Origin of the sequence: Paenibacillus sp. FSL F4-0125 (genome assembly GCF_038008565.1) — a bacterium.
Taxonomy (GTDB): Bacteria; Bacillota; Bacilli; order Paenibacillales; family Paenibacillaceae; genus Paenibacillus_AQ.
Genome location: NZ_JBBOZJ010000001.1, coordinates 2789468 through 2810874 on the forward strand (window position 1 = coordinate 2789468; position 21407 = coordinate 2810874).

Annotated in this window: 18 protein-coding genes; 14 read left to right on the forward strand and 4 right to left on the reverse strand. The window is 45.5% G+C overall.

Features of this window, described 5'->3' with window-relative positions; all coding sequences use genetic code 11:
• Positions 1–57: 57 nt before the first annotated feature.
• Positions 58–1128: a calcium/proton exchanger gene (gene cax / locus NST74_RS12045; protein WP_042126835.1), complete on the reverse strand. Its 1071-nt coding sequence runs from the start codon at positions 1126–1128 to the stop codon at positions 58–60.
• Positions 1129–1282: 154 nt separating this feature from the next.
• Between cax and NST74_RS12050 the strand changes: the two genes are divergently transcribed.
• Positions 1283–1648: an Asp23/Gls24 family envelope stress response protein gene (locus NST74_RS12050; RefSeq protein ID WP_042126837.1), complete on the forward strand. Its 366-nt coding sequence runs from the start codon at positions 1283–1285 to the stop codon at positions 1646–1648.
• Between the two features lie 90 nt (positions 1649–1738).
• On the opposite strand, the gene ftsW is transcribed toward NST74_RS12050, so the two are convergent.
• Both ftsW and NST74_RS12060 read right to left on the reverse strand, forming a co-directional pair.
• Entirely contained in the window at positions 1739–2983 is a 1245-nt protein-coding gene (ftsW, locus tag NST74_RS12055) for a putative lipid II flippase FtsW (protein ID WP_042126839.1), read from the reverse strand.
• Positions 2980–3327, reverse strand: a complete 348-nt coding sequence (locus tag NST74_RS12060; protein WP_042187352.1) for a YugN family protein — start codon at positions 3325–3327, stop codon at positions 2980–2982. The genes ftsW and NST74_RS12060 overlap by 4 nt, the downstream gene beginning before the upstream one ends.
• Positions 3328–3566: 239 nt before the next feature.
• Here NST74_RS12060 and NST74_RS12065 point away from each other — a divergent pair, with 239 nt between their 5' ends.
• From NST74_RS12065 to NST74_RS12105, 9 genes are all read left to right on the forward strand, one after another.
• The gene (locus NST74_RS12065; RefSeq protein ID WP_341115875.1) at positions 3567–4748 is read left to right on the forward strand and encodes a M20 family metallopeptidase; all 1182 of its coding nucleotides are present in this window, start codon (positions 3567–3569) and stop codon (positions 4746–4748) included.
• 62 nt (positions 4749–4810) lie between these two features.
• Complete coding sequence (locus NST74_RS12070) at positions 4811–5242, forward strand: CBS domain-containing protein (protein WP_341112243.1); 432 nt, start codon at positions 4811–4813, stop codon at positions 5240–5242.
• Positions 5243–5341: 99 nt separating this feature from the next.
• Positions 5342–7054: a DNA repair helicase XPB gene (locus NST74_RS12075; protein ID WP_341112245.1), complete on the forward strand. Its 1713-nt coding sequence runs from the start codon at positions 5342–5344 to the stop codon at positions 7052–7054.
• The gene (locus NST74_RS12080) at positions 7051–8985 is read left to right on the forward strand and encodes a helicase-associated domain-containing protein (protein ID WP_341112246.1); all 1935 of its coding nucleotides are present in this window, start codon (positions 7051–7053) and stop codon (positions 8983–8985) included. Before NST74_RS12075 ends, NST74_RS12080 begins: the two co-directional genes overlap by 4 nt.
• A 15-nt stretch (positions 8986–9000) precedes the next feature.
• Positions 9001–9438, forward strand: coding sequence for a YlbF family regulator (locus NST74_RS12085; RefSeq protein ID WP_042126851.1), 438 nt, complete (start codon positions 9001–9003; stop codon positions 9436–9438).
• 40 nt (positions 9439–9478) lie between these two features.
• Positions 9479–9742: a YlbG family protein gene (locus NST74_RS12090; RefSeq protein WP_042126853.1), complete on the forward strand. Its 264-nt coding sequence runs from the start codon at positions 9479–9481 to the stop codon at positions 9740–9742.
• A 163-nt stretch (positions 9743–9905) separates the two neighbouring features.
• Positions 9906–10343: a hypothetical protein gene (locus NST74_RS12095; RefSeq protein ID WP_042132104.1), complete on the forward strand. Its 438-nt coding sequence runs from the start codon at positions 9906–9908 to the stop codon at positions 10341–10343.
• Positions 10344–10473: 130 nt separating this feature from the next.
• Positions 10474–11373 carry a selenium metabolism-associated LysR family transcriptional regulator gene (locus NST74_RS12100; protein WP_341112247.1) on the forward strand — a complete coding sequence of 300 codons (900 nt, stop codon included), beginning with the start codon at positions 10474–10476 and terminating at the stop codon, positions 11371–11373.
• A gap of 54 nt (positions 11374–11427) precedes the next feature.
• Positions 11428–12330 (forward strand): PHP domain-containing protein, encoded by a 903-nt coding sequence (locus NST74_RS12105; RefSeq protein WP_341112248.1) that lies wholly within the window; start codon positions 11428–11430, stop codon positions 12328–12330.
• Between the two features lie 74 nt (positions 12331–12404).
• Here NST74_RS12105 and NST74_RS12110 read toward each other — a convergent pair whose 3' ends face one another.
• The gene (locus NST74_RS12110; RefSeq protein WP_341112249.1) at positions 12405–14294 is read right to left on the reverse strand and encodes an Rqc2 family fibronectin-binding protein; all 1890 of its coding nucleotides are present in this window, start codon (positions 14292–14294) and stop codon (positions 12405–12407) included.
• A gap of 301 nt (positions 14295–14595) precedes the next feature.
• Here NST74_RS12110 and NST74_RS12115 point away from each other — a divergent pair, with 301 nt between their 5' ends.
• The 4 genes from NST74_RS12115 to NST74_RS12130 all read left to right on the forward strand — a co-directional run bounded on the left by NST74_RS12115 (position 14596) and on the right by NST74_RS12130 (position 21398).
• Positions 14596–17415, forward strand: coding sequence for a calcium-translocating P-type ATPase, SERCA-type (locus NST74_RS12115; RefSeq protein ID WP_341112250.1), 2820 nt, complete (start codon positions 14596–14598; stop codon positions 17413–17415).
• Positions 17416–17552: 137 nt separating this feature from the next.
• Positions 17553–18389, forward strand: a complete 837-nt coding sequence (dapF, locus tag NST74_RS12120) for a diaminopimelate epimerase (RefSeq protein ID WP_341112251.1) — start codon at positions 17553–17555, stop codon at positions 18387–18389.
• 164 nt (positions 18390–18553) lie between these two features.
• Entirely contained in the window at positions 18554–20197 is a 1644-nt protein-coding gene (locus tag NST74_RS12125; protein ID WP_341112253.1) for a spore germination protein, read from the forward strand.
• Entirely contained in the window at positions 20187–21398 is a 1212-nt protein-coding gene (locus NST74_RS12130; protein WP_341112254.1) for a Ger(x)C family spore germination protein, read from the forward strand. Before NST74_RS12125 ends, NST74_RS12130 begins: the two co-directional genes overlap by 11 nt.
• Positions 21399–21407 lie beyond the last annotated feature (9 nt).

Consider the following 21407-nt stretch of genomic DNA (forward strand, 5'->3'; position numbering starts at 1 on the left):
CAGATCGTCTCTCATGTGCGTTTTTTTTTGAAAAGATTAAGATGTTTAGGGAAGTATTTATACTAGATAAAAGGAGACGCCCAGAATGAGGTAGACCGTTAACAGTAAGAGACCCTCATACCAGTTGGTCGAACCATCCTGAGTTATCGATTTGGCAATGAATACGGCGACACCAATGGCGACAATTTCGATCGTAGTAAACACAATGTCCATAGTATCACCCATGAAATAACTGGCGAAGATAAGTACAGGTGCTACGAATAGTGCTATTTGAAGACTGCTACCTACGGCTATTTCTACTGCTGCACCGATTTTGTTCTTCATAGCAAGCATAATGGCTGCGCTATGTTCTGCGGCATTACCGATGATTGCCACTAGAAAGGCACCTACAAACAGTTCGCTAAATCCAAAGCGCTCAGTTAATGTTTCTAGCGTTCCTACCAGCCACTCACTAACAAAGGCTACCATCACGGTTGCAACCAGCAGATATAGGATGGATCTGTTTCTAGACCAAGCAGGTGCATGTTCAGTTGCTGATTCATCCTTACCGGCTTCTGTAACGTCCTCTAAATGTTTCTTGTGCGTTATCATGGAGAAGATTAGCCAAGCCATGTAAGAGGCGATGAGCAGTCCGGCAACGATTAAACTGAGTACGTCTGTATCTTTTTCAGTTATGGAATGGGTATTGAAGAACATAGCCGGAACAAATAAGGCGATAACCGCTACGATCATTAGGGAACCGTTCATACCAGCAAGGGTTACGTTGAAATTCTGCACTTTGAACTTCATCCCGCCAGCGAAAATACTTAAACCTAGGACGAGCAGCAAATTGCCTATAATGGAACCGGTAAGACTGGCTTTTACCATGTCGAACAGTCCTTCCTTAACCAGGAAAAAGGCAATGATTAGCTCTGCGGCATTACCGAAGGTAGCATTTAGGAAGCCGCCTAACCGTTGTCCGGCATAATGAGCCACACTTTCTGTGGCACGGCCCAGAAACCCAGCCACAAACACAACGGCTACTGCAGAGAGAACGAACTGAAGCGTGTGGTCCCAATCTGCATAATGTCCTATGGCACTAAGGATAAAGGTGATAGCCAGCAAAGCTGGTGAAATCCATTTTTTCAATGTAAAGTACACTCCAATCTATGTATTCAGGATCAATTCATAATCAATATACCCAAATTATTCCTAAGTGTAAACGAGAAAGCGAGAAACTGATTTGCTTTTTAGCCTGTTTAGGAATTACAATAATTGATAATGAGTTAAGGGGGGATATGGCATGGCAGAACAACTTCAATTGGAAATGGGAAATATACGAATTTCAAATGACGTCGTCTCGAAAATTGCCGGATTGGCTGCCTTGGAGACTCCAGGTATTGCAGCCATGTCAGGTGGCCTATCAGAGGGCTGGGCGAAGCGTCTTAGTGGTAAGAACGTCCAAAAGGGCGTTACCGTTGAAGTGGGACAGCTAGAAGCAGCAGTAGACCTGCGTATTATAGTTCTCTATGAAACTCCGATACATGAAGTGTGCCGGATGCTTCAACAGAACGTACGCGAAGCTGTGGAGAGCATGACTGGACTTCATATTGTTGAAGTGAATGTCAAAGTTGAAGGCGTAGCCTTTAAGAACGATGAAATTGCTTAATGCAAAAAAGCTTGTACACAAAAAAGCAGTCCAAGATATTTAACTTGGACTGCTTTTTTATATATTCCATCACATCCGGATTTATGAATCTCACCGGGAACGAACTTGTCTAACTGTAGTTACAGATTTCGTTACTTCCTCTTTAGCTGGAAGATTAGTTTCTCTGGAAATACTCAGAATAATTCCCATGGACAGCATGCTCACGAGAAGTGAAGAGCCGCCATAGCTGATAAATGGTAAAGTTACTCCGGTAAGCGGAATCGTCTTCGTTACACCGCCAATATTGACAAAGGCCTGAATGGCTATGAGACCCATAATCCCAATACCGACAAGTGTGCCAAAGGGGTCCTTGCACCTTAATGAGATTAAAATCCCTCGCCAGATAAAATACAGATATAACATCAAAAATAATGCTGTACCTACAAAGCCGAACTCTTCACCAATCACGGGGAAAATAAAGTCCGTATACGGGTATTTAAGATAATCGAGCTTTTGAATGCTTTTGCCAAATCCAGAGCCGCTGACTCCACCTTGTCCAAGAGCGGTCAAAGACTGAATAATATTATACCCTTCACCCTCAGCATCCTGATAGGGATCTATGAAAGCTTGAATACGACCTTTTCTGTAGTCCTGATTGGCGGCTACTTTGTCAGTTGCAGGGGAAAGGGAATCAATCGCTGCTTTAGCCCCCATAACAATTCCTACTCCGAGCACCAAGAGTGCAATAGAGCCTAAGATATGCTTCATGCTGGCACCGCCTGCATAAATGACAAGTCCACTGGTAGCTACTAGAATAAGGCATGATCCCAAATCTGGCTGCATCATAATAAGTCCGGCAACAATACCCACAATGACCATTACAGGGATATATCCTGTACGGAAATCTCTAAACCGTTCACCTTTTTTGGTAATGAGCGCGGAGAGATACAGGATAATCGATATTTTGGCTAGTTCGGTAGGTTGGATCCCTAGCTTCCCGATACTTAACCAGCTCTTAGCGCCATTGATTCTTTCAGAGAAGGCTACAATTAGCAGGAGAATAACGGTGATGATGAAGATAGGGACATACCACTTCTTGAATTTACTGTAGGGAATATTCATGGCTGTAAACATAACAACAATTCCAAGTACGATCCAGATCATTTGGCGTTTCATGAAATATAGAGGGTCATTACCGAACTTCGAGCTCGCTAAAGTCAAACTGGAGCTAGCACTGAAGACCATGACTAGACCGAAACCCACAAGTAGTAGTGTTAAGATAAGTAGTTGGAAATCGGGTGTTCCTCTTTTGGGCAGGCTGACATTTTGTTTCGTCTTTCCCTTTCTGTTACTCAAGCCTCCAACAGCTGCTTTAATTCGAGAATCCGAGTAGCAGCAGTGTCCAATACTGGTTTAGGGACCGGAGAGTCATACTCCAGACCATGGGGGAATGTTGCTTTCCCTAAGTATACGGCTTCAATTGCAAGTACGGCATCAGCCTTCTCTAGCTTCCCCTCGACAGCGCGAGTGTTGATGCGTAGAAAGTATTCGCCACCATCCTGTGGGTCTTCAATTTTGCAGTCGTAAGTGGCACGATAGTATTCCCATTGCCAGCGGATAAAGCCAGCCTTTGTAGCACTCTCGTCCAGATAGAGAAGATCACTCTTCAATCCTACGAGGCCCGTGTTCTCAAAAATCATAGCACGCATATCCCCCTTATGAAGTATAATGATGAATTCATGATCCGTTTGCTGATGTTCTACCTCATGATAGTATGTTTCTAAACGTTGTGCAAGAGTAGGTACCTCCTAACGATACCCAGTTTTTTGCGTTTCTGCTACAATAAAAGAATTATAGCCGTGTGATGCTAGATCAAAGTGAACAGGACTGCTGTCGCATGCTATTGATGCGGGTTTATGAAGAAGGGGATGGAAAACGTATGAAGAGCTTAGCGGTTGATTCGCTCATGCCGGAGATCGTGGAATGGAGACGCCATTTACACCGTCATCCGGAGTTGTCTTTTCATGAAAAGGAAACATCGGCATTTATAGCAAACAAGTTAGCAGAATTCGGTATTGAGGTTAGAAGAAGCACAACAGGGTATGGTGTAACAGGTATATTGCGAGGACAACGGCCGGGGAAAACGGTAGTCCTTCGCGCGGATATGGATGCACTACCTATTAAAGAGGAAAACAAGAATGACTACGTTTCGCAAAATGAAGGGGTTATGCATGCCTGTGGGCATGATGGACATACTTCAATCCTGCTGGGTGTAGCCTCTTACTATAGCAGCCGCCTTGATGAGATCGAAGGGGAGCTGCGTTTTCTTTTTCAACCTGCGGAGGAAGTCTGTCCTGGCGGTGCACAGGGGATGATTGCTGAAGGCGTATTGGAAGGGGCGGATGCAATATATGGTCTACATTTGTGGACCCCGCTGCCAATGGGAACTGTCGGCAGTGCACCAGGACCGCTTATGGCATCTGCAGATGAATTTTTTATTGATATCATCGGTAAAGGTGGTCACGGCGGCATGCCTAACCGCACGATTGACAGTATTGTGGCAGGGGCGGCACTTGTGACTCAGCTCCAGAGCATCGTAAGCCGCTCTGTGAACCCGCTGGAGCCCGCTGTTCTCAGTGTAGGAACCATTCAAGGGGGATTCGCCCAGAATGTCATTGCTGAGCATTGCCGGATTACAGGAACCGTGCGGGCATTCGACGAGGAGACCCGCCATCTGATCCGCAGCAGGATCGAAGAAATGACAGTTTCAATTGCTGGTGCATACGGTGCAGAAGCTAAGATAGACTATGTCATGGGTTATCCACCACTCGTAAATCATGAAGGTGAATACCAGCGTTTTTCTGAGGTGGCACCAGGAGCATTTGGGGAGCCCGTTCAGGTGATTGTGATGGAAAAGCTGATGCCAGCCGAGGATTTTGCCTATTATGTTAAAGAGATTCCTGGCTGCTTTATGTTCGTAGGTGCTGGGAATCCAGATAAAGATGCAGTCTACCCGCATCATCATAGTAAATTTGATTTTGACGAAGATGCTATGCTGCATGGGATGAAATTGTTGATCGCTATGGCTAATTCCTGTTTGGAAGAGAAGATAATCGTATAATTTCGTTTCATAGAGGAGAACCTATTCCATAACATGGAGATCATGATTAGGAGGGTTCGTTCTTGAAGACAGTGAAAGAAGTTATGACGATGGAGCCTGTGACAGTCACATTACAGGATAATGTGTATGAAGTCGCTGTTAAGATGAGAGACAATGACACCGGATTTATTCCTGTAATCAATGATGAAGAAGATAAGACTCTGCTCGGAGTAATTACAGATCGTGATCTTGTGATTAGAGGTTATGCGGCTAAGCACCCTGGATCAACTTCTGTAGAAAAGGTGATGAGTAGAGAAATTCAGACCGTCTCAGAAGATACTTCTGTAGATGAGGCTGCAGAACTGATGTCGAACTGGCAAATTCGCAGATTAGCCGTGACCAGTGGCCAGAAGCTGATTGGTGTTGTTTCCATCGGCGACTTGGCGGTGCGCAACATTTTTGCGGATGAGGCTGGAGAAGCTCTTCATGATATTTCGCAGCAGCATTTACATTAAATAGTTTGATAGGGAAGCTCATGACCGTTATACGGGGATGAGCTTTTTCCTGTTCAAATATAAGAGAATAATGAAATGAATGATTGCGGAGGTGACGTTATGAACGAAACAGGGGCTTGCATTGTGCGCAGGGATCGGACGATTCTACTGGAATGCGCACATCCTGGTTTTGAGAAGGCGAGGAAGGAGCTAGGAACCTTTGCAGAGCTTGTAAAGAGTCCTCCGGCTTACCACACCTATAGAATCACTCCATTATCACTATGGAATGCTGCAGCGCTAAATTATACAGCTGAGGCAATTATCTCAAGTCTGCATCATCTCGCACGCTGGGGTGTTCCTGCAGGGCTGGAGGAAGAGATCGGAACGCTTCTCTCAAGGTATGGGAAGCTCACCCTTCACGGTCAGGAGACTTCGAATGAGATCATTACGCTTAGGGCTGAGACAGCTGAGATTCTGAGTGGACTAGTTAATGAATCAGGTCTAAAGGAGTTAGGTTTGCAGAGAATAAATCCACTAGAAAGCTCATGCCGTGCAGAGAATAGAGGGCTTTTAAAGCAAGAGCTGATGAGACTAGGCTATCCTGTACTGGATTATGCGGGTTACCATGTCGGACAAGCGCTAAGCTTGGCGTGGAAGGAGTCTCACAATCACGCAAAGGATGGAGCGAAAGGTGAAACTTTTGGACTGCGTGAATATCAGCAGGAGGCCGTTCAGATGTTTCAAGGCATAGAAGGGCAGGGAGGCAGCGGGGTAGTTGTACTGCCTTGCGGAGCGGGTAAGACGGTAGTGGGATTAGCCGTTCTTGAAAGTCTACAATGCGAAACACTGATCTTAACTTCAAATACGACTTCTGTAAGACAATGGGTAGATGAGCTGCTTGAGCGAACCGATTTGGATGATGAGTCTATTGGTGAATATTCCGGTGAAAAAAGAGAAGTGCGGCCTGTTACTATAGCTACCTATCAGATACTAACGCACCGTCAATCCAAAGGCGGCCCTTTTCTGCATATGAAGCTGTTCAACGAACGCAACTGGGGTTTGATTATTTATGATGAGGTCCATCTGCTTCCAGCTCCAGTCTTCCGGGCTACAGCAGATATTCAGGCTACTAGAAGACTAGGTCTCACTGCAACTCTGGTTAGAGAAGACGGGAAGGAAGGGGACGTATTCTCATTGATCGGGCCAAAGCGTTACGACATGCCTTGGAAGGAGCTGGAGCAGCAGGGCTGGATTGCAGAGGTTGATTGTGTCGAGATGATCGTACCGATGTGTTCTGGGTTAAGGCAGAAATACTTGTATGCGGAAGCGAAAGAGAAATTTCGTATGGCCTCATGCAATCCTGCCAAAGTTGAGGTTGTAATTGAGCTTTTAAAAGCCCATCAGGGATCATCAGTTCTGGTTATCGGACAGTATCTTGATCAATTAACGGAATTGGCGGATAAGTTAGATGCACCGTTGATTACTGGCAAAACGAAGCAGCGAGAAAGAGATGAGTTGTATGAAGCTTTTAACGAGGGAATAATACAGGTGCTTGTTGTCTCTAAAGTAGCGAATTTTGCGGTGAATTTGCCAGATGCGTCGATTGCTATTGAGGTTTCAGGAGCTTTTGGATCCAGGCAGGAGGAGGCCCAGCGTTTAGGACGAATCTTGCGTCCAAAAGCTGGTGAGAATAAAGCATACTTCTATTCGCTGGTATCTGAAGATAGTCGGGAGCAGGATTTCGCTATGCGCCGCCGGATGTTTTTGACAGAACAGGGCTATGAATATGTCGTTAAAATGGTGCCGAGCGGAAAGGAGCGAACGATCCATTGAACCAGCTATCAGCAGAAGCATTAGAGGTCTTAAAGCGATTATGTGCTGCTTATGCAGCCCAACCCTTTGACGAAGGGAAAGAAGAGCGTTTGCGCCCAACGGCGCTCTGCCGTGCCGAACAAAAGCTTGCAATGAATGAACTGCGACGTGCGGGGCTGTTAACTGCGAGGCATAAAATATTGGGTGAGAAGCTGTACCAGATACCGGTTGAACAACTATTAGCGCTAGAACAAGAATTCTTCCCGCACCAACCAAAGTTTGTTGAGGGTTATTCAGTGAATCTATCCATGGAGGCAGGTGCTGGACTGGCAGTAGATCTGTTTCGGGCATTACAGTTCATTACACGGGAAGGCCTACCACTGACCGCTAAGGGAATCATTCATAAAAAAAATCTACACCGCTTAGCGGCTCAGCTTTCCTTTCAGGAAAAACATTTACTGGGGCTCACTATGGTCACTCCTTCGGATGAATTGAATGTTTTGTCAGCCACTCTAGTAGTAGACATCATGTTGTGTCTTGGGCTTATTACCAGACTGAAATCAGGTTATAGACTTAACAAGGATATGCTGGAACGTTGGTTGCAGCTTCCTGAGACAAGGATGACAGACATCCTGTATGGGATTGTTATTCATCGTTGTGGAAGCATTGGGCCTGCTGATCAGCATTTTCGTTATTTGATATCCGGCAAAGCTTTTGTACCAGAGAAATGGACAGCGCTGCCTGAGCTACTGGACTGGATGACTGATATGAATCTAACCGGAACGGTCACCCGAGATGAGCTGGAACAATCAAGCTTGCGCTGGCTTCAATGTTTAACAGGCTTTGGGTGGTGTGAATTGGGGTGCACATCTGAGGGTATCCAGTGTTTTCGCTGGACTGCTGTAAAACCGATGCTGATGAAAGGTAACGAGTCCGTCAATAATTCTGAGATAGAGAATTCGAATGAGATGTTTATTGTACAGCCCGATTTTGAAGTCCTGATTCCACCGGAGGTGTCCTATACCGTTCGCTGGATTTTAGCTGGATGCGCTGAACTGCTGCAAACGGATACGATGTGGAGCTTCCGACTGACTCGTGAGATGCTTGTAAATGCATCAGAGCGAGGGATGCCTCCACAAGAGACGATAGCTTGGATTAGAGATCATGCACTGGGTGGTCTGCCATCTGTGGTGGAGCTTTCTTTAGAGCAATGGGGAAAAAGCATTGGCCGAACATCACTGTCGGAGGTCATCCTGTTGACTTGCCAGACGGAAGAGGATGGCGCGGTTATCGCAGCTCATCCGCGTCTGCACGATAGCCTTAAGCGTATCGGTCCGCTTCATTTCCTAGTATCTCCAGAGTCTGTGGAGCAGATGCGTAAGGAATTGTTTTTAGCAGGATTGGCTCCTACCAGGATGATTGGAGGACGTGAGGAGGAGGACACGGACACTGTTTGGACTTCGTTTAATCAAGTAGCAGAAACCGAGCAAGAGTTGTATTCACTCCCAGTACTAACTTCTGAACTAAGGCTACTCCACCGCGGTAATCCCTTTTTAAACCTACCTGTTATTTCTCCTGAGCAGGAGGAGGATAACTTATTAGATGGGGATAATGTACCCCAGATCTGGAGCAAGGAATGGCGACATTATCATAGCTCAACCGCTCAGAAAGTAATGGAGCAGGGGTTGAAATGGGGCATTAAGGTACGTTTTTCCTTGAAGGATCAAATGTTAGATTTCATCCCCTCCAGAATAAAAGGAAATCCTTGGAAAGTGGAGGGACATCTCTTATATAACGATGGTGAAACGGTTGAAGAAATAGAGCTGACCCCTGAGGACTGGAAGGAAATGAAGTTAGTTATTCCCAAAAGGCGAAGAAATTCCTCTTCTGCTGAAGCGAGTGATTATGTTATGATAGAAAAGTCTACTGAATTCGGTAGAACATTAACGTAGAAAAGAGCTGAGTTCATGAGCGTAGCGGAATTAAATACGGTCGATATGGCTGAAGTGCTGACATACGCCTATGAATTAGGCGATATGATTAATCAATCCGCCGAGGTGTCGGATTACTTATACTGGAAAGGACGGGTTGATACGAACCCGGAAATTCAGGCCATGGTCAAACGACTTCAAGCTAAGAAGGAGTTGTTTGAAGAAACACAACGATTCGGACATTTTCATCCGAACTATCATTCAGCGAAGGATGAGGTTTCAGCAGTAGAAGCGGAACTGGAGCAGTTCGAAGAGGTTGTTCGTTTCAAGCTGGCAGAGAAGACACTTGACGACATTCTGCACTCCATGTCGGAAGCGATTGCTTTTTCAGTATCGGATAGCATTAAAGTACCAAGTAATGATCCTTCCCCTAAAGGTGGATGCGGCAGCGGGGGAAAATGCTCCTGCGGATAAGCTTCCTTTAGGATTTAGAGAGAGAAAGGCGGTTAAGCTTATGTTTGCGGAACGGACAGGATACATCATTTGGGTAAGTGACGTTAAAGCGGCACGTAACCTTGAGAAATACGGAACATTACATTATGTTTCTCGGAAAATGCATTACGCAGTGATGTATGTAAATGCAGAACGTGCCGAGGAAGTTATGAAGAATGTCCGCAGACTCTCCTACGTTCGTAAGATCGAAAGATCCTATCGTAACGAAATTAAGACAGAGTATACCAGTAATGGGCCGGACAAGTCCCGTAATTACGGTATGTAATTTTTGGAGATGAACAGGCGCTTAAGCAGCGCCTGTTTTTTTATGCGCAGATCTAGAGTAAACGCGGCTTCTCCTGTGGTCTGAACTTGTACAACTTTCAGCAATGAGGTAAGATGACAACATTAAGTACATACAAAGACCCTTATGGTGGAGTGTGATGATGATGCGCAACAAAGGGACGGATTGGCCCAGCACTTACGAGCCCTTCCACATCATGCTGAACGACTACAGGGTCGCTGACATCGTTATAACAAATCATGCGAAGAGTCGTTATTTGGACCGGATCAGTAAAGGTGTAAGCAATGACGAAGAGGTCGCCGCATGGATGTGGCAGTGCCTGATGCAGAATCGGCTCAAGCCTTTTTCAGACAGTGATTTTAACGCGTATTTAATTGACGATGACTCTGTAGTAATCGCTGAGTTCACGGAATTGACAGGAGAAAAAGATATTTCAGGTCAGCCATTATATTCTATGATCATCGTTTCGTTTCTTGGAAGAATCTCTTCAACACCACAATTGAGAGATTTAAAGACTTACTTTTCGCTGCTGCGCAATTCCCGCCGCACTAAGCTAACGAAGAAGAAGCGTAAACGCAAATAGTGTATAAAGTTCGGACTGAAGGCATGCAGCGGTGGCTGCATGTCCTTTTTAAAAATATAAGAAAGCATAAGTTTCATATCATACATAATCCTTAAGTTTCTTCTAAAGACAGCACAAGGAGTTGCAGCACATGAACTTTCATCAGTTACATATCTTTTATACGGTCTCAGAACGAGGGAGCTTCTCAGCGGCGGCGCAGACACTACATATGACTCAACCAGCAGTGACCATGCAAGTACAGGCGCTAGAGGATTATTTTGGAACTAAGCTCTTTAATCGTTCTACCAAAAAAATCATGCTCTCCGAAGCAGGGCATACCCTAATGCCATACGCGCTGCGCAGCATTCAATTGATGCGTGAGACAGATCAAGCGATGTCGGCGTTTACGCATATGCTGGAGGGACGTCTGCAGCTTGGGGCAAGCCTTACCATTGGGGAGTATGTGCTGCCGCGGCTGTTAGGTCCTTTTGGAAAGCAATATCCGAACATTTCAATTATGATGAAAGTCATGAATACCTCGCAAATTATGGAGGAAATCCTAAAGCATCAGTTGAATTTCGGTTTAATTGAAGCGCCGGTGACACATCCTGATATGGTGATTGAGCCGGTGATGGGGGATGAACTGAAGTTGATTGTACCCCATGATCATCCACTTGCAGAGCAGCAGGAGGTTACTCTGGAAGATGTGCTTCAGCACCCTTTCGTATTGCGTGAACAGGGCTCAGGAACGCGGCGTGTGATGGAAGAGCAGCTGTTCTCGAAGGGGCTTGATCCGGGAGCCATGAAAATAGTGATGGAGCTTGGTAGCACGGGTGCTGTGAAGTCGGCAGTGGAGGCTGGACTTGGAATAACAATTATCTCAACCTCTTCTGTTAAGCATGAGGTGGCGCTTGGACTTTTGAAAATCGTGAATATCTCGGATGCCTCCTTTAAAAGACAGTTCTACGCCATTCATTTAAAATCGACACTGCTGCCGATTTCTGCAGTGACATTCTTGACTTTTTTACGTGAGCATTCGAATGATAATTAAAGCTTGTATGGCTAAAAAACGGAAACTTAGAAACTAGCGTTAGAGGTGATAGAGATGGAGAATGGAACTAGACTGGATGAACTGAAGGGCGACGGATCGGAGCATGTTAACGTCGGTCGATGCGATCTCCACACGCATACTCAAGCCTCGGATGGCATTCAGCCACCGGAGGAAAATGTATGTCTCGCTAAAGAGAAGGGCTTAACCGCTGTTGCCATTACGGATCATGACACGGTGGCCGGTGTGAAGGAAGGCTGCGAAGCAGGAGAGAAGTACGGAATTACTGTTGTACCGGGTGTAGAGATCAGCACTCGTGCTGGTGGTAAAGATATTCATGTTCTTGGTTACTACGTAGATCCAACAAATGAATTGTTTCTATCCCGCTTGGAAGGGCTAAGGGATACTCGGGCAGTAAGGAATGAAGCGATAATCTCTAAGCTACGTGGGCTAGGAATTAAGATAACACTGGAGGCAGTGGTCGCGGGGATTGGGCGGGAACTGAAGCCTGATGAAAGTATTGGCCGGCCACATATTGCTGATGAGCTGGTTCGTCTTGGAGTCGCTACAGATATGAGAGATGCCTTTAGCAAATTTTTAGCCGAAGGAGCAGCAGCCTACGTGTCCCCTCCGCGAATCACGCCCGAGGAAGCCTGTGATTGGATTATCGAGGCCGGTGGCTCTCCAGTATTGGCGCATCCAGTACTATACGGTGACGATCAGTTGGTGCGAGGGATATTGAAGCAGGGTGCTTTTAAAGGGATTGAGGCCTATCATTCGGATCACAAGTCCACTGATTCAGAGCGTTACCTAACCATGGCTGAAGAATATGGCTTGATTGTAACCGGTGGCTCGGATTTTCATGGTGCCCGTCAAGGCGTTATCTTTCATGGAGATATCGGTAGTGTTACGGTTCCTGTAAATGTGCTGGAACAGTTGAAGAATTTAATAAGTAATTAGAGGTCATGAACTCATGCAAAATATGAAAACCGGCTGTCATCCATACAAGGACGACAACCGGTTTTTTTTATGATTTAGCTTCTTAACGTATTAGGGAGACTCTTAATACGATCCTCATCCGGTGTGACAAACAACGTCTTCTGATGATCGTAGATCACAAATCCGGGTTTGGAACCACTCGGTTTACGTACATGGCGGATCAGTGTGCAATCGACAGGCACACTGCTTGATTGCTTCGCTTGACTGAAATAAGCAGCAAGCTGGGCGGCTTCTTCTAATGTGGCATCTCCAAACTCCTCACTTCGGATGACCACATGAGAACCAGGGATATCCTTGGTATGCAGCCATGTGTCATTAGGCGAAGCTAGTCGATTGGTGACGTATTCGTTCTGTAAATTGTTTTTTCCGACATAAATGTCGATGCCTTCTGAAGAGGTGAAGACTTGCAATGTAGGTCTGGTTGCTTTTTTCTTCTTCTTACCCTTTTTGCTTCGGTCACGTAGGTATCCTTGGCTTACAAGTTCGTCACGGATTTCCTCTATGTCATTCAATGAAGCATGGGCAAGCTGCTGGAGTAAACTTTCCATGTAGGAAATTTCCTCATGTGTCTTAATCAACTGCTCATTAATAACAAGAAGGCTGTTCTTATACTTGTTGTACTTTTTAAAATAACGTTGTGCGTTATCTGATGGGCTTAATAAAGGGTCAAGCGGGATGACCATTTCAGCCTGATTTTCGTCATAATAATTGACCAATGAGGCTTCTTTATCTCCTTTGGACACGGCATGTAACGATGCGAATAACAATTCACCCCAAATGCGATAACGATCTGCGTCTTGAGCTTCGTCTAGATCCTTCTGAAGATTGGCGAGCTTCTTTACGTTTTTGCTTCGTTCGTTGCTTAGGAAACGGATCAAATCACTTACCCGTTGCTTCACCGTATCACGTTCGGCTTTATCCCCGTAATAATCCTCCATACACTCGCTGATCGAGTTATATTGCTTCGCATGTTCACCCAATAGGGTTAACGGAATCGCGGAAAAAATCATTTTCCCTTTTGCATTCGCACCTGAAACAGGAGAGAATTCGCAATTATGCACAGGTCCCATTACAGACTGGAAGGCGACCCATAACTTTGTTGGGAATTCTGCTGTGGATTCCTGTGTATCGCCTGTTTCTAGGTCATTTCTGAGGCGAAGAGCGATCTCTCCTGCAACAAGTGGACTCATTCCACTGAAGGCATGCACCATCCAGCCAACGGGATCAGCAGATGGAGAGGGACCACCTGATCCGTCTGGTTTCTGCTCAACTTCTTCTTTTGTAATCAGATTAGCGAGCTCACCTTCTATGATTTCTTCTGGTTCGGTCTCATTCTCATCTTCTTTCAGTAGAGCGGCTTCTTCAGCTGCTGAGATCAAATGTAGAAATTGTTCTTTGTCGATTTCCAGAGGGTTGAGCTTGTGTTGCTGAGGAGGCTCTGTGTAAGCGACTCCGGGCATTACGATCCGGTAGCTACTGATTGATGGAGTAACGTGATGAATGCCGTCTATGATCGTTCCAGTGCTGAGATCTGTAAGGATGATATTACTATGACGTCCCATGAGCTCTATGATGATCTTTTTGGCAGAGACGTCTCCAAGCTCATCTCTAGTCCTAACATTTATGTGAATAATTCGTTCCATGCCTACCTGAGCGATACTCTCGATTATCCCGCCTTCACAATGCTTACGCATGAGCATGCAGAACATAGGTGCTTCTGAAGGATTTATGCTGTTTCTTTCTGTAAGATGCAGACGGGGATATGTCGGATTAGCGGAGAGTAATAGCTTGCCACCGCCGCCGGCGCCCCGTAGGTTGAAGATAAGATCGTGGTTGTTCGGTTGATATATTTTGCCTATGCGTGCACCGATGAATGATTGCAGTTCGTGCACGATAGCTCGTGTAACTATGCCGTCTAATGCCATGATAAAGCTCTCCTGTCGACGTGAAATGAATTTCTATAATTCTATAAATATAAGAAAGTATAAGTTGTACACCATACTTTAGGTCTTATATTCTTCGCTTAAACGCTTACCGCCCTTATTAGAACACCGAAGACGTTAAAGCTTACCTCTCTATGATGCCATACTTTGGGACATTCGTGCAAAAGGGGAATTAGATAGGCGGTGATATTATTGGACGACCTTGAATACACTTGGTCATGAACAGGTGGAAAAGCTGTGCGCCGCCGGAAGTCAAGAAACGACCGGGAGGGAAAGAAAAGTCATGGAACAAAACAGTTGGCACCGGCTCGGTGCAGAAGAGCTGCAGAAAATGTTCAATGTCCATCCGAGGACGGGCCTCAGTGGAGAGGATGCCGCGGAGCGACGGAAGCAAAATGGGTATAACGAGCTGTCCGAAGGAAAGACCGTATCCCCGTTTACCCTGCTGTTGAACCAGTTTAAGGATTTCATGGTGCTTGTGCTTATGGGTGCGACGCTCGTATCCGGTTTGCTTGGCGAATATTTGGATGCCATCACGATCATCGCGATTATCCTTTTAAACGGAGCCCTTGGGTTTGTTCAAGAGTTCCGCGCCGAACGTTCGCTAAGAGCTTTAAAGCAGCTCTCCGCACCTTCTGCCAAAGTTCTGCGTGGAGGGAATAGCGAGGTCATTCCAGCAAAAATGTTAGTGCCAGGTGATATTGTCTTGCTGGAGAGTGGTGATCGAATACCCGCGGATATACGATGGCTGGATTGCAGTTCTCTATATGTGGAGGAATCCGCGCTAACTGGGGAATCGCTGCCTGTCTCGAAGCATTCGGATGTGATCCGCGCGGAGGAGATTCCGCTCGGCGATCAGAAGAATCTTGGATTCATGGGCACAATGGTAACCAGGGGTACTGGTAAAGCTATCGTAATTCGAACGGGTATGGACACTGAGATGGGTAAGATTGCAGACCTGATCCAGAATACAGAATCTCAGGAAACTCCGCTTCAGCATCGTCTCGAGCAGCTAGGGAAAATTTTGATCTATGTATCACTAGGTTTAACTATTGTGGTTGTAGCAGCCGGTATTTTACATGGACAGCCTGCCACAGCTATGTTCTTGGCTGGGGTGAGCTTGGCGGTCGCTGCAATTCCCGAAGGGCTTCCGGCCATAGTAACCATTGCACTTGCACTGGGCGTGCAGAGGATGATCAAACGTAAGGCTATCGTTCGTAAATTACCTTCAGTGGAAACCTTGGGCTGCGCATCCGTCATTTGTTCCGACAAGACGGGAACATTGACTCAGAACAAAATGACAGTTACCCGATTATGGACGGGTGGACGTGGGCTTGAAGTAACAGGTGAAGGGTATGCGCCGAACGGACAGGTTCTAGAGAAAGGTAAACCGGTAGATCTCAAAAATGATCAAAGTTTAAGACGGATGCTACAGGTGGGTGCTTTGTGCAGTAATGCAGAGATCATCGAGACCTTTCCGACTGAAGTACGGGGTAAGCGTAAAGGGAAGGATAAGGACATCGTAGTTGATAAGTCATCTGACAGCTCATCCATCTGGGAGCTTAAAGGAGATCCGACCGAAGGAGCCCTCGTGGCACTTTCAGGGAAGATGGGTTTGACTGCCCAGACACTAGCTGTAACATATTCCCGTGAGAAGGAATTTCCATTCGATTCTGAGCGGAAGTTAATGTCAGTTATCATTGGTCATCCCGGAGGACGGATGGTATGTACGAAAGGTGCACCTGATGTTCTGCTTAATCGCTGTTCATATATGCTCTGGGAGGGCGGTGTTGTGCCTTTAACGCCAACATTGCGGCAGAAAGTACTCGATGCTAATGAGCAAATGGCATCAGGTGCTCTTCGTGTCCTAGGTATGGCTTATCGTGATATTCGTCCAAGTGAAAAAATGGACAGTGAAAAGGATGCGGAATCCCAGCTCGTTTTTATCGGATTGGCAGGGATGATTGATCCGCCGCGGCGTGAAGTCCGCGATGCCATTAGCGTCACACGTCGAGCAGGAATTAAGACTGTAATGATTACAGGGGACCACGGAACAACTGCAGAAGCCATTGCGCATCAATTAGGAATTCTGCAACGTGGAGGCACGGTACTAACAGGGGCTCAACTAACTCGGATGGATGATGATGAGCTGGATAAAGTATCAGACAATGTGTATGTATTCGCCCGCGTATCTCCTGAGCATAAGCTTCGTATCGTGAAATCCTTGCAGCGTCGTGGTCATGTAGTGGCTATGACCGGGGACGGAGTCAATGACGCTCCAGCCATTAAAGCGGCAGATATAGGAATATCTATGGGGATCACTGGTACAGATGTGACCAAGGAAGCCTCTTCTCTAGTCCTAGGGGACGACAATTTCTCAACCATTGTTGCTGCCATTGAAGAGGGTAGAAACATTTATGAGAACATTCGTAAATTCATTCGATATCTACTAGCATCAAATGTGGGAGAGATCTTGACGATGTTCTTCGCTATGATGCTTGGTCTGCCTCTGCCACTCGTGCCTATCCAAATCTTATGGGTGAATCTGGTGACAGACGGACTGCCAGCGATGGCGCTTGGTGTTGACCAACCCGAAAAGGATTTGATGGAGCATAAACCGCGTGGGGCGAAGGAAAATATTTTTGCCCGCCGTTTAGGGTGGAAGATCATAAGCCGTGGATTCTTAATCGGTTTATGTACGTTAGGTGCATTTTGGCTAACCTTACGTGTGGCACCAGAGAATCCAGCGCAGCTGATTCGAGCTCAGTCCGTAGCTTTTGCGACACTCGTTATGGCGCAGTTGATTCATGTCTTCGATTGCCGCAGTTCACGTTCGGTGTTCCATCGAAATCCGTTTCAGAATAAGTACCTGGTTCTTGCTGTATTGTCATCCGTGATTCTGATGCTGGCTGTGATGTATATTCCGTTTCTACAACCTGTCTTCAAAACAGTGCCGCTTAATTTCCGTGAGTGGTGCCTTGTATTTGTAACAGCGGGGATTCCGACCTTCCTGATGGGCGCTGGCAGTGTTTGGGGTGGAAAACGTAATCGTGGTCGTAGCGGAAGCAATTCGATGATAAAAAGTACAAAAATTTCGGCATAAAGTTAATAGTATTGCTCCATTCCTAAAGGTATACTTGTTGCAGTTAACAGCTCGTATACTTGTGAAGGGCTACATTACACAGAATATTAAGCTTAAGCGATTGCTAACATAACATAACCTTTAGGAGTGGACTTTCAATGGAATTCACAAAAATGCACGGGCTCGGCAATGACTTTATCGTAGTTTTTGGCGAGCAAGAACTACCAAGCAATGCAGCAGAGCTTGCTGTAACTCTATGCAATCGGTTCTTCGGAATTGGCGCGGACGGACTTGTATACATCCTACCGTCTGAACGTGGTGATTACATGATGCGAATTATGAATTCTGATGGTTCGGAGGCGGAGCAGTGCGGAAATGCTATCCGCTGTGTATCTAAATATGTATATGATCATGGCCTTGTAAACTCCGAGCAGATAGTAATTGAAACGATTGGTGCCGGAGAGCAAAAGGTTACCTTGAATGTGAAAGACGGTGTGGTGGAAACTGTAACGGTTGATATGGGCGAACCTATATTGTCCGGTCTTCAAATTCCGGTAGCTATTGATGCAGAACCAGTACTCTCAGAGTCGATTGAATCGGACGGAACCGAATTTAAGTTTACAGCAGTATCAATGGGTAATCCTCATTGCGTTATTTATGTAGACGATGCCGTATCTTTTGACCTTGCGACATGGGGACCTAAGTTAGAAGTACATCCGTTGTTCCCAAGAAAGGTAAACGTCGAGTTCGCAACGGTTCTGGATCGAGGTAGAGTAGATATGCGGGTATGGGAACGTGGGGCTGGACCCACACTTGCTTGTGGGACTGGAGCTTGCGCAACCTTAGTGTCTTCAGTGCTGAATGGCCTGACAGATCGAGCGGCTTGGATTAGTCTAAAGGGTGGCGATCTCTTCATTGAATGGAATGAAGATGATAACCATGTGTATATGACAGGTCCTGCTGAGGTTGCATTCACAGGTAGTGTAGTGCTATAAAAAATAATGATTCGAATCGTATTACTGAATAAAGGGCAATTCAAGAGCTCATTCTTGGATTGCTTTTTTTTGTTTCGATGTTGTGCTGCATTTCAATCCGAATAATGGAAGACCTAACCGAAAATAATAGTCTTAATTATGAGAAAGAGGTGAACTTGCTGAACATGAAAGGATGGAATAAAAGAAATAAGTCCGGCAATGACCTGCAAGGGAATCCTTCACAGTCAGGCAGACTAACAATAAATCTTACGCAGTCGATAGAACATATAATTACTGAGCTAGGTGATAGTCCTGATCTCAAAATAAGACAGGTAAAGCTAGGTGAACACAGTCCTGTCCATGCAGCGGCTCTTCATCTTAGTGGTTTGGTTCAACCGGAGGCCGTTGACGAATTTATTGTCGGTTCTTTGCTCGGTGTTACTAATGAGATGTTAAACGAGCAAATCCCTACCTCAGGAAATGTGATGGATTTTATACTGAATCGTACCCTAGAAATTGGTGATGCTAAGATACAGGACGAATGGAAAGAAATTCTGCTGGCAATTCTTTCGGGAGATACGGTGATTTTAATTGAGGGATATACCAGTGCGATTGTGTGTGATACCCAAGGCGGGGAGACACGTTCGGTCACTGAGCCTACTTCTCAGCTTGTTGTTCGGGGACCCAAGGACAGCTTTGTGGAATCGCTTGCCACGAATATTTCCTTAATCCGTCGAAGACTAAAAACTCCTAATTTAAGATTGGAGTATATGAGAATTGGTGAGGTATCTCAGACGATTGTGGCGTTGATGTTCATTAAAGGCATTGTTGACGAAAAGCTGGTCGATGAAGTGAGGAAACGGCTGGGAGAGATTAAGATCGATGCGATTCTGGAATCCGGTTATATCGAAGAGCTGATTCAGGATAAAACCTTCACTCCATTTCCAACAATCAATAACAGTGAGCGACCAGATGTCGCGGCGTCAAATCTTTTAGAGGGAAGAATAGTACTTGTTGTAGATGGAACTCCCTTTATATTGATTTTGCCGGCCGTTTTCACACTTTTTTTTCAATCCTCATCGGATTATGCTGAAAGGTTCGATATCTCATTTTTTATGCTGCTTATCCGGTATATCAGCTTTATAGTTCTAATCTTGGGACCTTCTATCTATATAGCATTAACCACGTTTCACTATGAAATGATCCCAACAACCTTATTAATCAACCTGTTATCGCAACGAGAAAATGTTCCATTTCCGGCTTTTGTGGAGGCGATATTAATGGAGGGGGCGTTTGAAATTATCAGAGAAGCTGGAGTGCGAATGCCCCGTGCGGTGGGGCAAACCGTATCCGTTGTGGGTGCTTTGATTCTGGGGCAGGCTGTGGTAGAGGCTGGGATCATCACGCCGGTTATGGTTATTGTTGTGGCACTAACAGGTATTGCGAGTTTTGCAATTCCCTCCTATAACATGGCAATTTCAGGGCGGATTATTCGATTTGCTTTTTTGATACTTGCAGGTATGTTTGGATTTTACGGCATTACACTTGGCTTAATCGTACTGGTTGCACATATGAACAGTCTGCGTTCATTTGGTATCCCTTACTTGTCACCCGTAGTTCCTCTATCGGTGAAGAGGCAAAAAGATACCTTTTTAAGGTTACCTGTATGGATTCATAATAAGGGACGTTCTACTTCTCCCGGTGAACACGGGGATAGTCCGGCGGGTGAGAAAATTAACACTGGACATGAAGCTAACCTTTCACCTGTCATCAATGGGATAGACGATGGTGGGGGTTCTAATAAGAAAGGAGCTTCTGATGAAAGTTAAAGGGAATGTTCTAATTCGTTCTGCGTGGCCTCTTATACTGCTTCTCGTGCTCACTGGCTGCTGGGACAGCGTTGAATTAAACAGAAGAGCGATTGTTACAGGTGTGGCCGTTGATAGAGGCTCTACGGAGGAGGAAAAATATGTCCTTACCTTTCAAGTCATTATTGCAGACGAAATTTCAGGAGAAAATGCCAGAGGGACCTCACCTGTTGCAGTTTATAAAGGCAAAGGTCGCAGCATGTTTGAAGCATTGGCTGACGGCTCCCGTCAGACCGCCCGCTTTTTGTCACTTGGTCATATTCGAGTAGTCGTAATTTCGGAAAAATTTGCCCGTGAAGGAATCAAGGACATTATGGATGTATTGGAAAGAGAAAGTGAAACGAGATTAACCAGTCTTCTCTTTATATCTAAGAGACAACCAGCAAGCGAAAGTATGACTACGATGACTGTTTTCGGAAGAATTCCAGCGAATGATTTGGTGGAAAAGCTTGAGACGACCTCCAAACAGTTTGGCTACAATTACCGAATGGAGGTAGATGATGTCGTACGCGGGATTCAAATTCCTAGTGGGGGGCCGATGATTAATGGGGTCGAAGTTACTGGTGATGTGGAGCGAAGAGACTCGAATGAAAATATTAAAACGATCAAACCGAAGGCTGCGCTGCGGGTTACAGAGCTGGCTGTTTTTAAAAATGACAAACTGATCGGGTGGCTACACGGAGATCAAGCCATTGGGTCCGCCCTGTTAAAAAATAAAATCACACAAGTGCCTGCAGTGGTTGCTATCGGTAAGAACGAATATGTGTCTTTTAATGTGTATCTCTCGCAGGTTCAAGTCAAGGTGAACGCAAAAGATGCAGAGCATCCAATATTTACCATAAACATTACTCAACAAGCAGGTTTAAAAGAGTCGCCCAATAATTTGAATCTGAGGGACCCCAATGTGTTAAATGATCTGTCCAGGCTTATGGAGAAGCATACACGAGATCAAGTATGGGAAGCGATAAATGAATCAAGAGCGCTAAAGAGTGACTATTTGGGTTTTGGAGAAGTGGTAGAACGTGAGAATCCTCGTGGATGGAAAAAAGTCAAAGATCATTGGGAGGATATATTTGCGACCTGTGAGATTAAGATTGATGAGGATGTCGTGATTAGGCATACCGATATGCGAAGCGATTCTTTTCAGGTCAATAAGAAATAACGTTTAAGG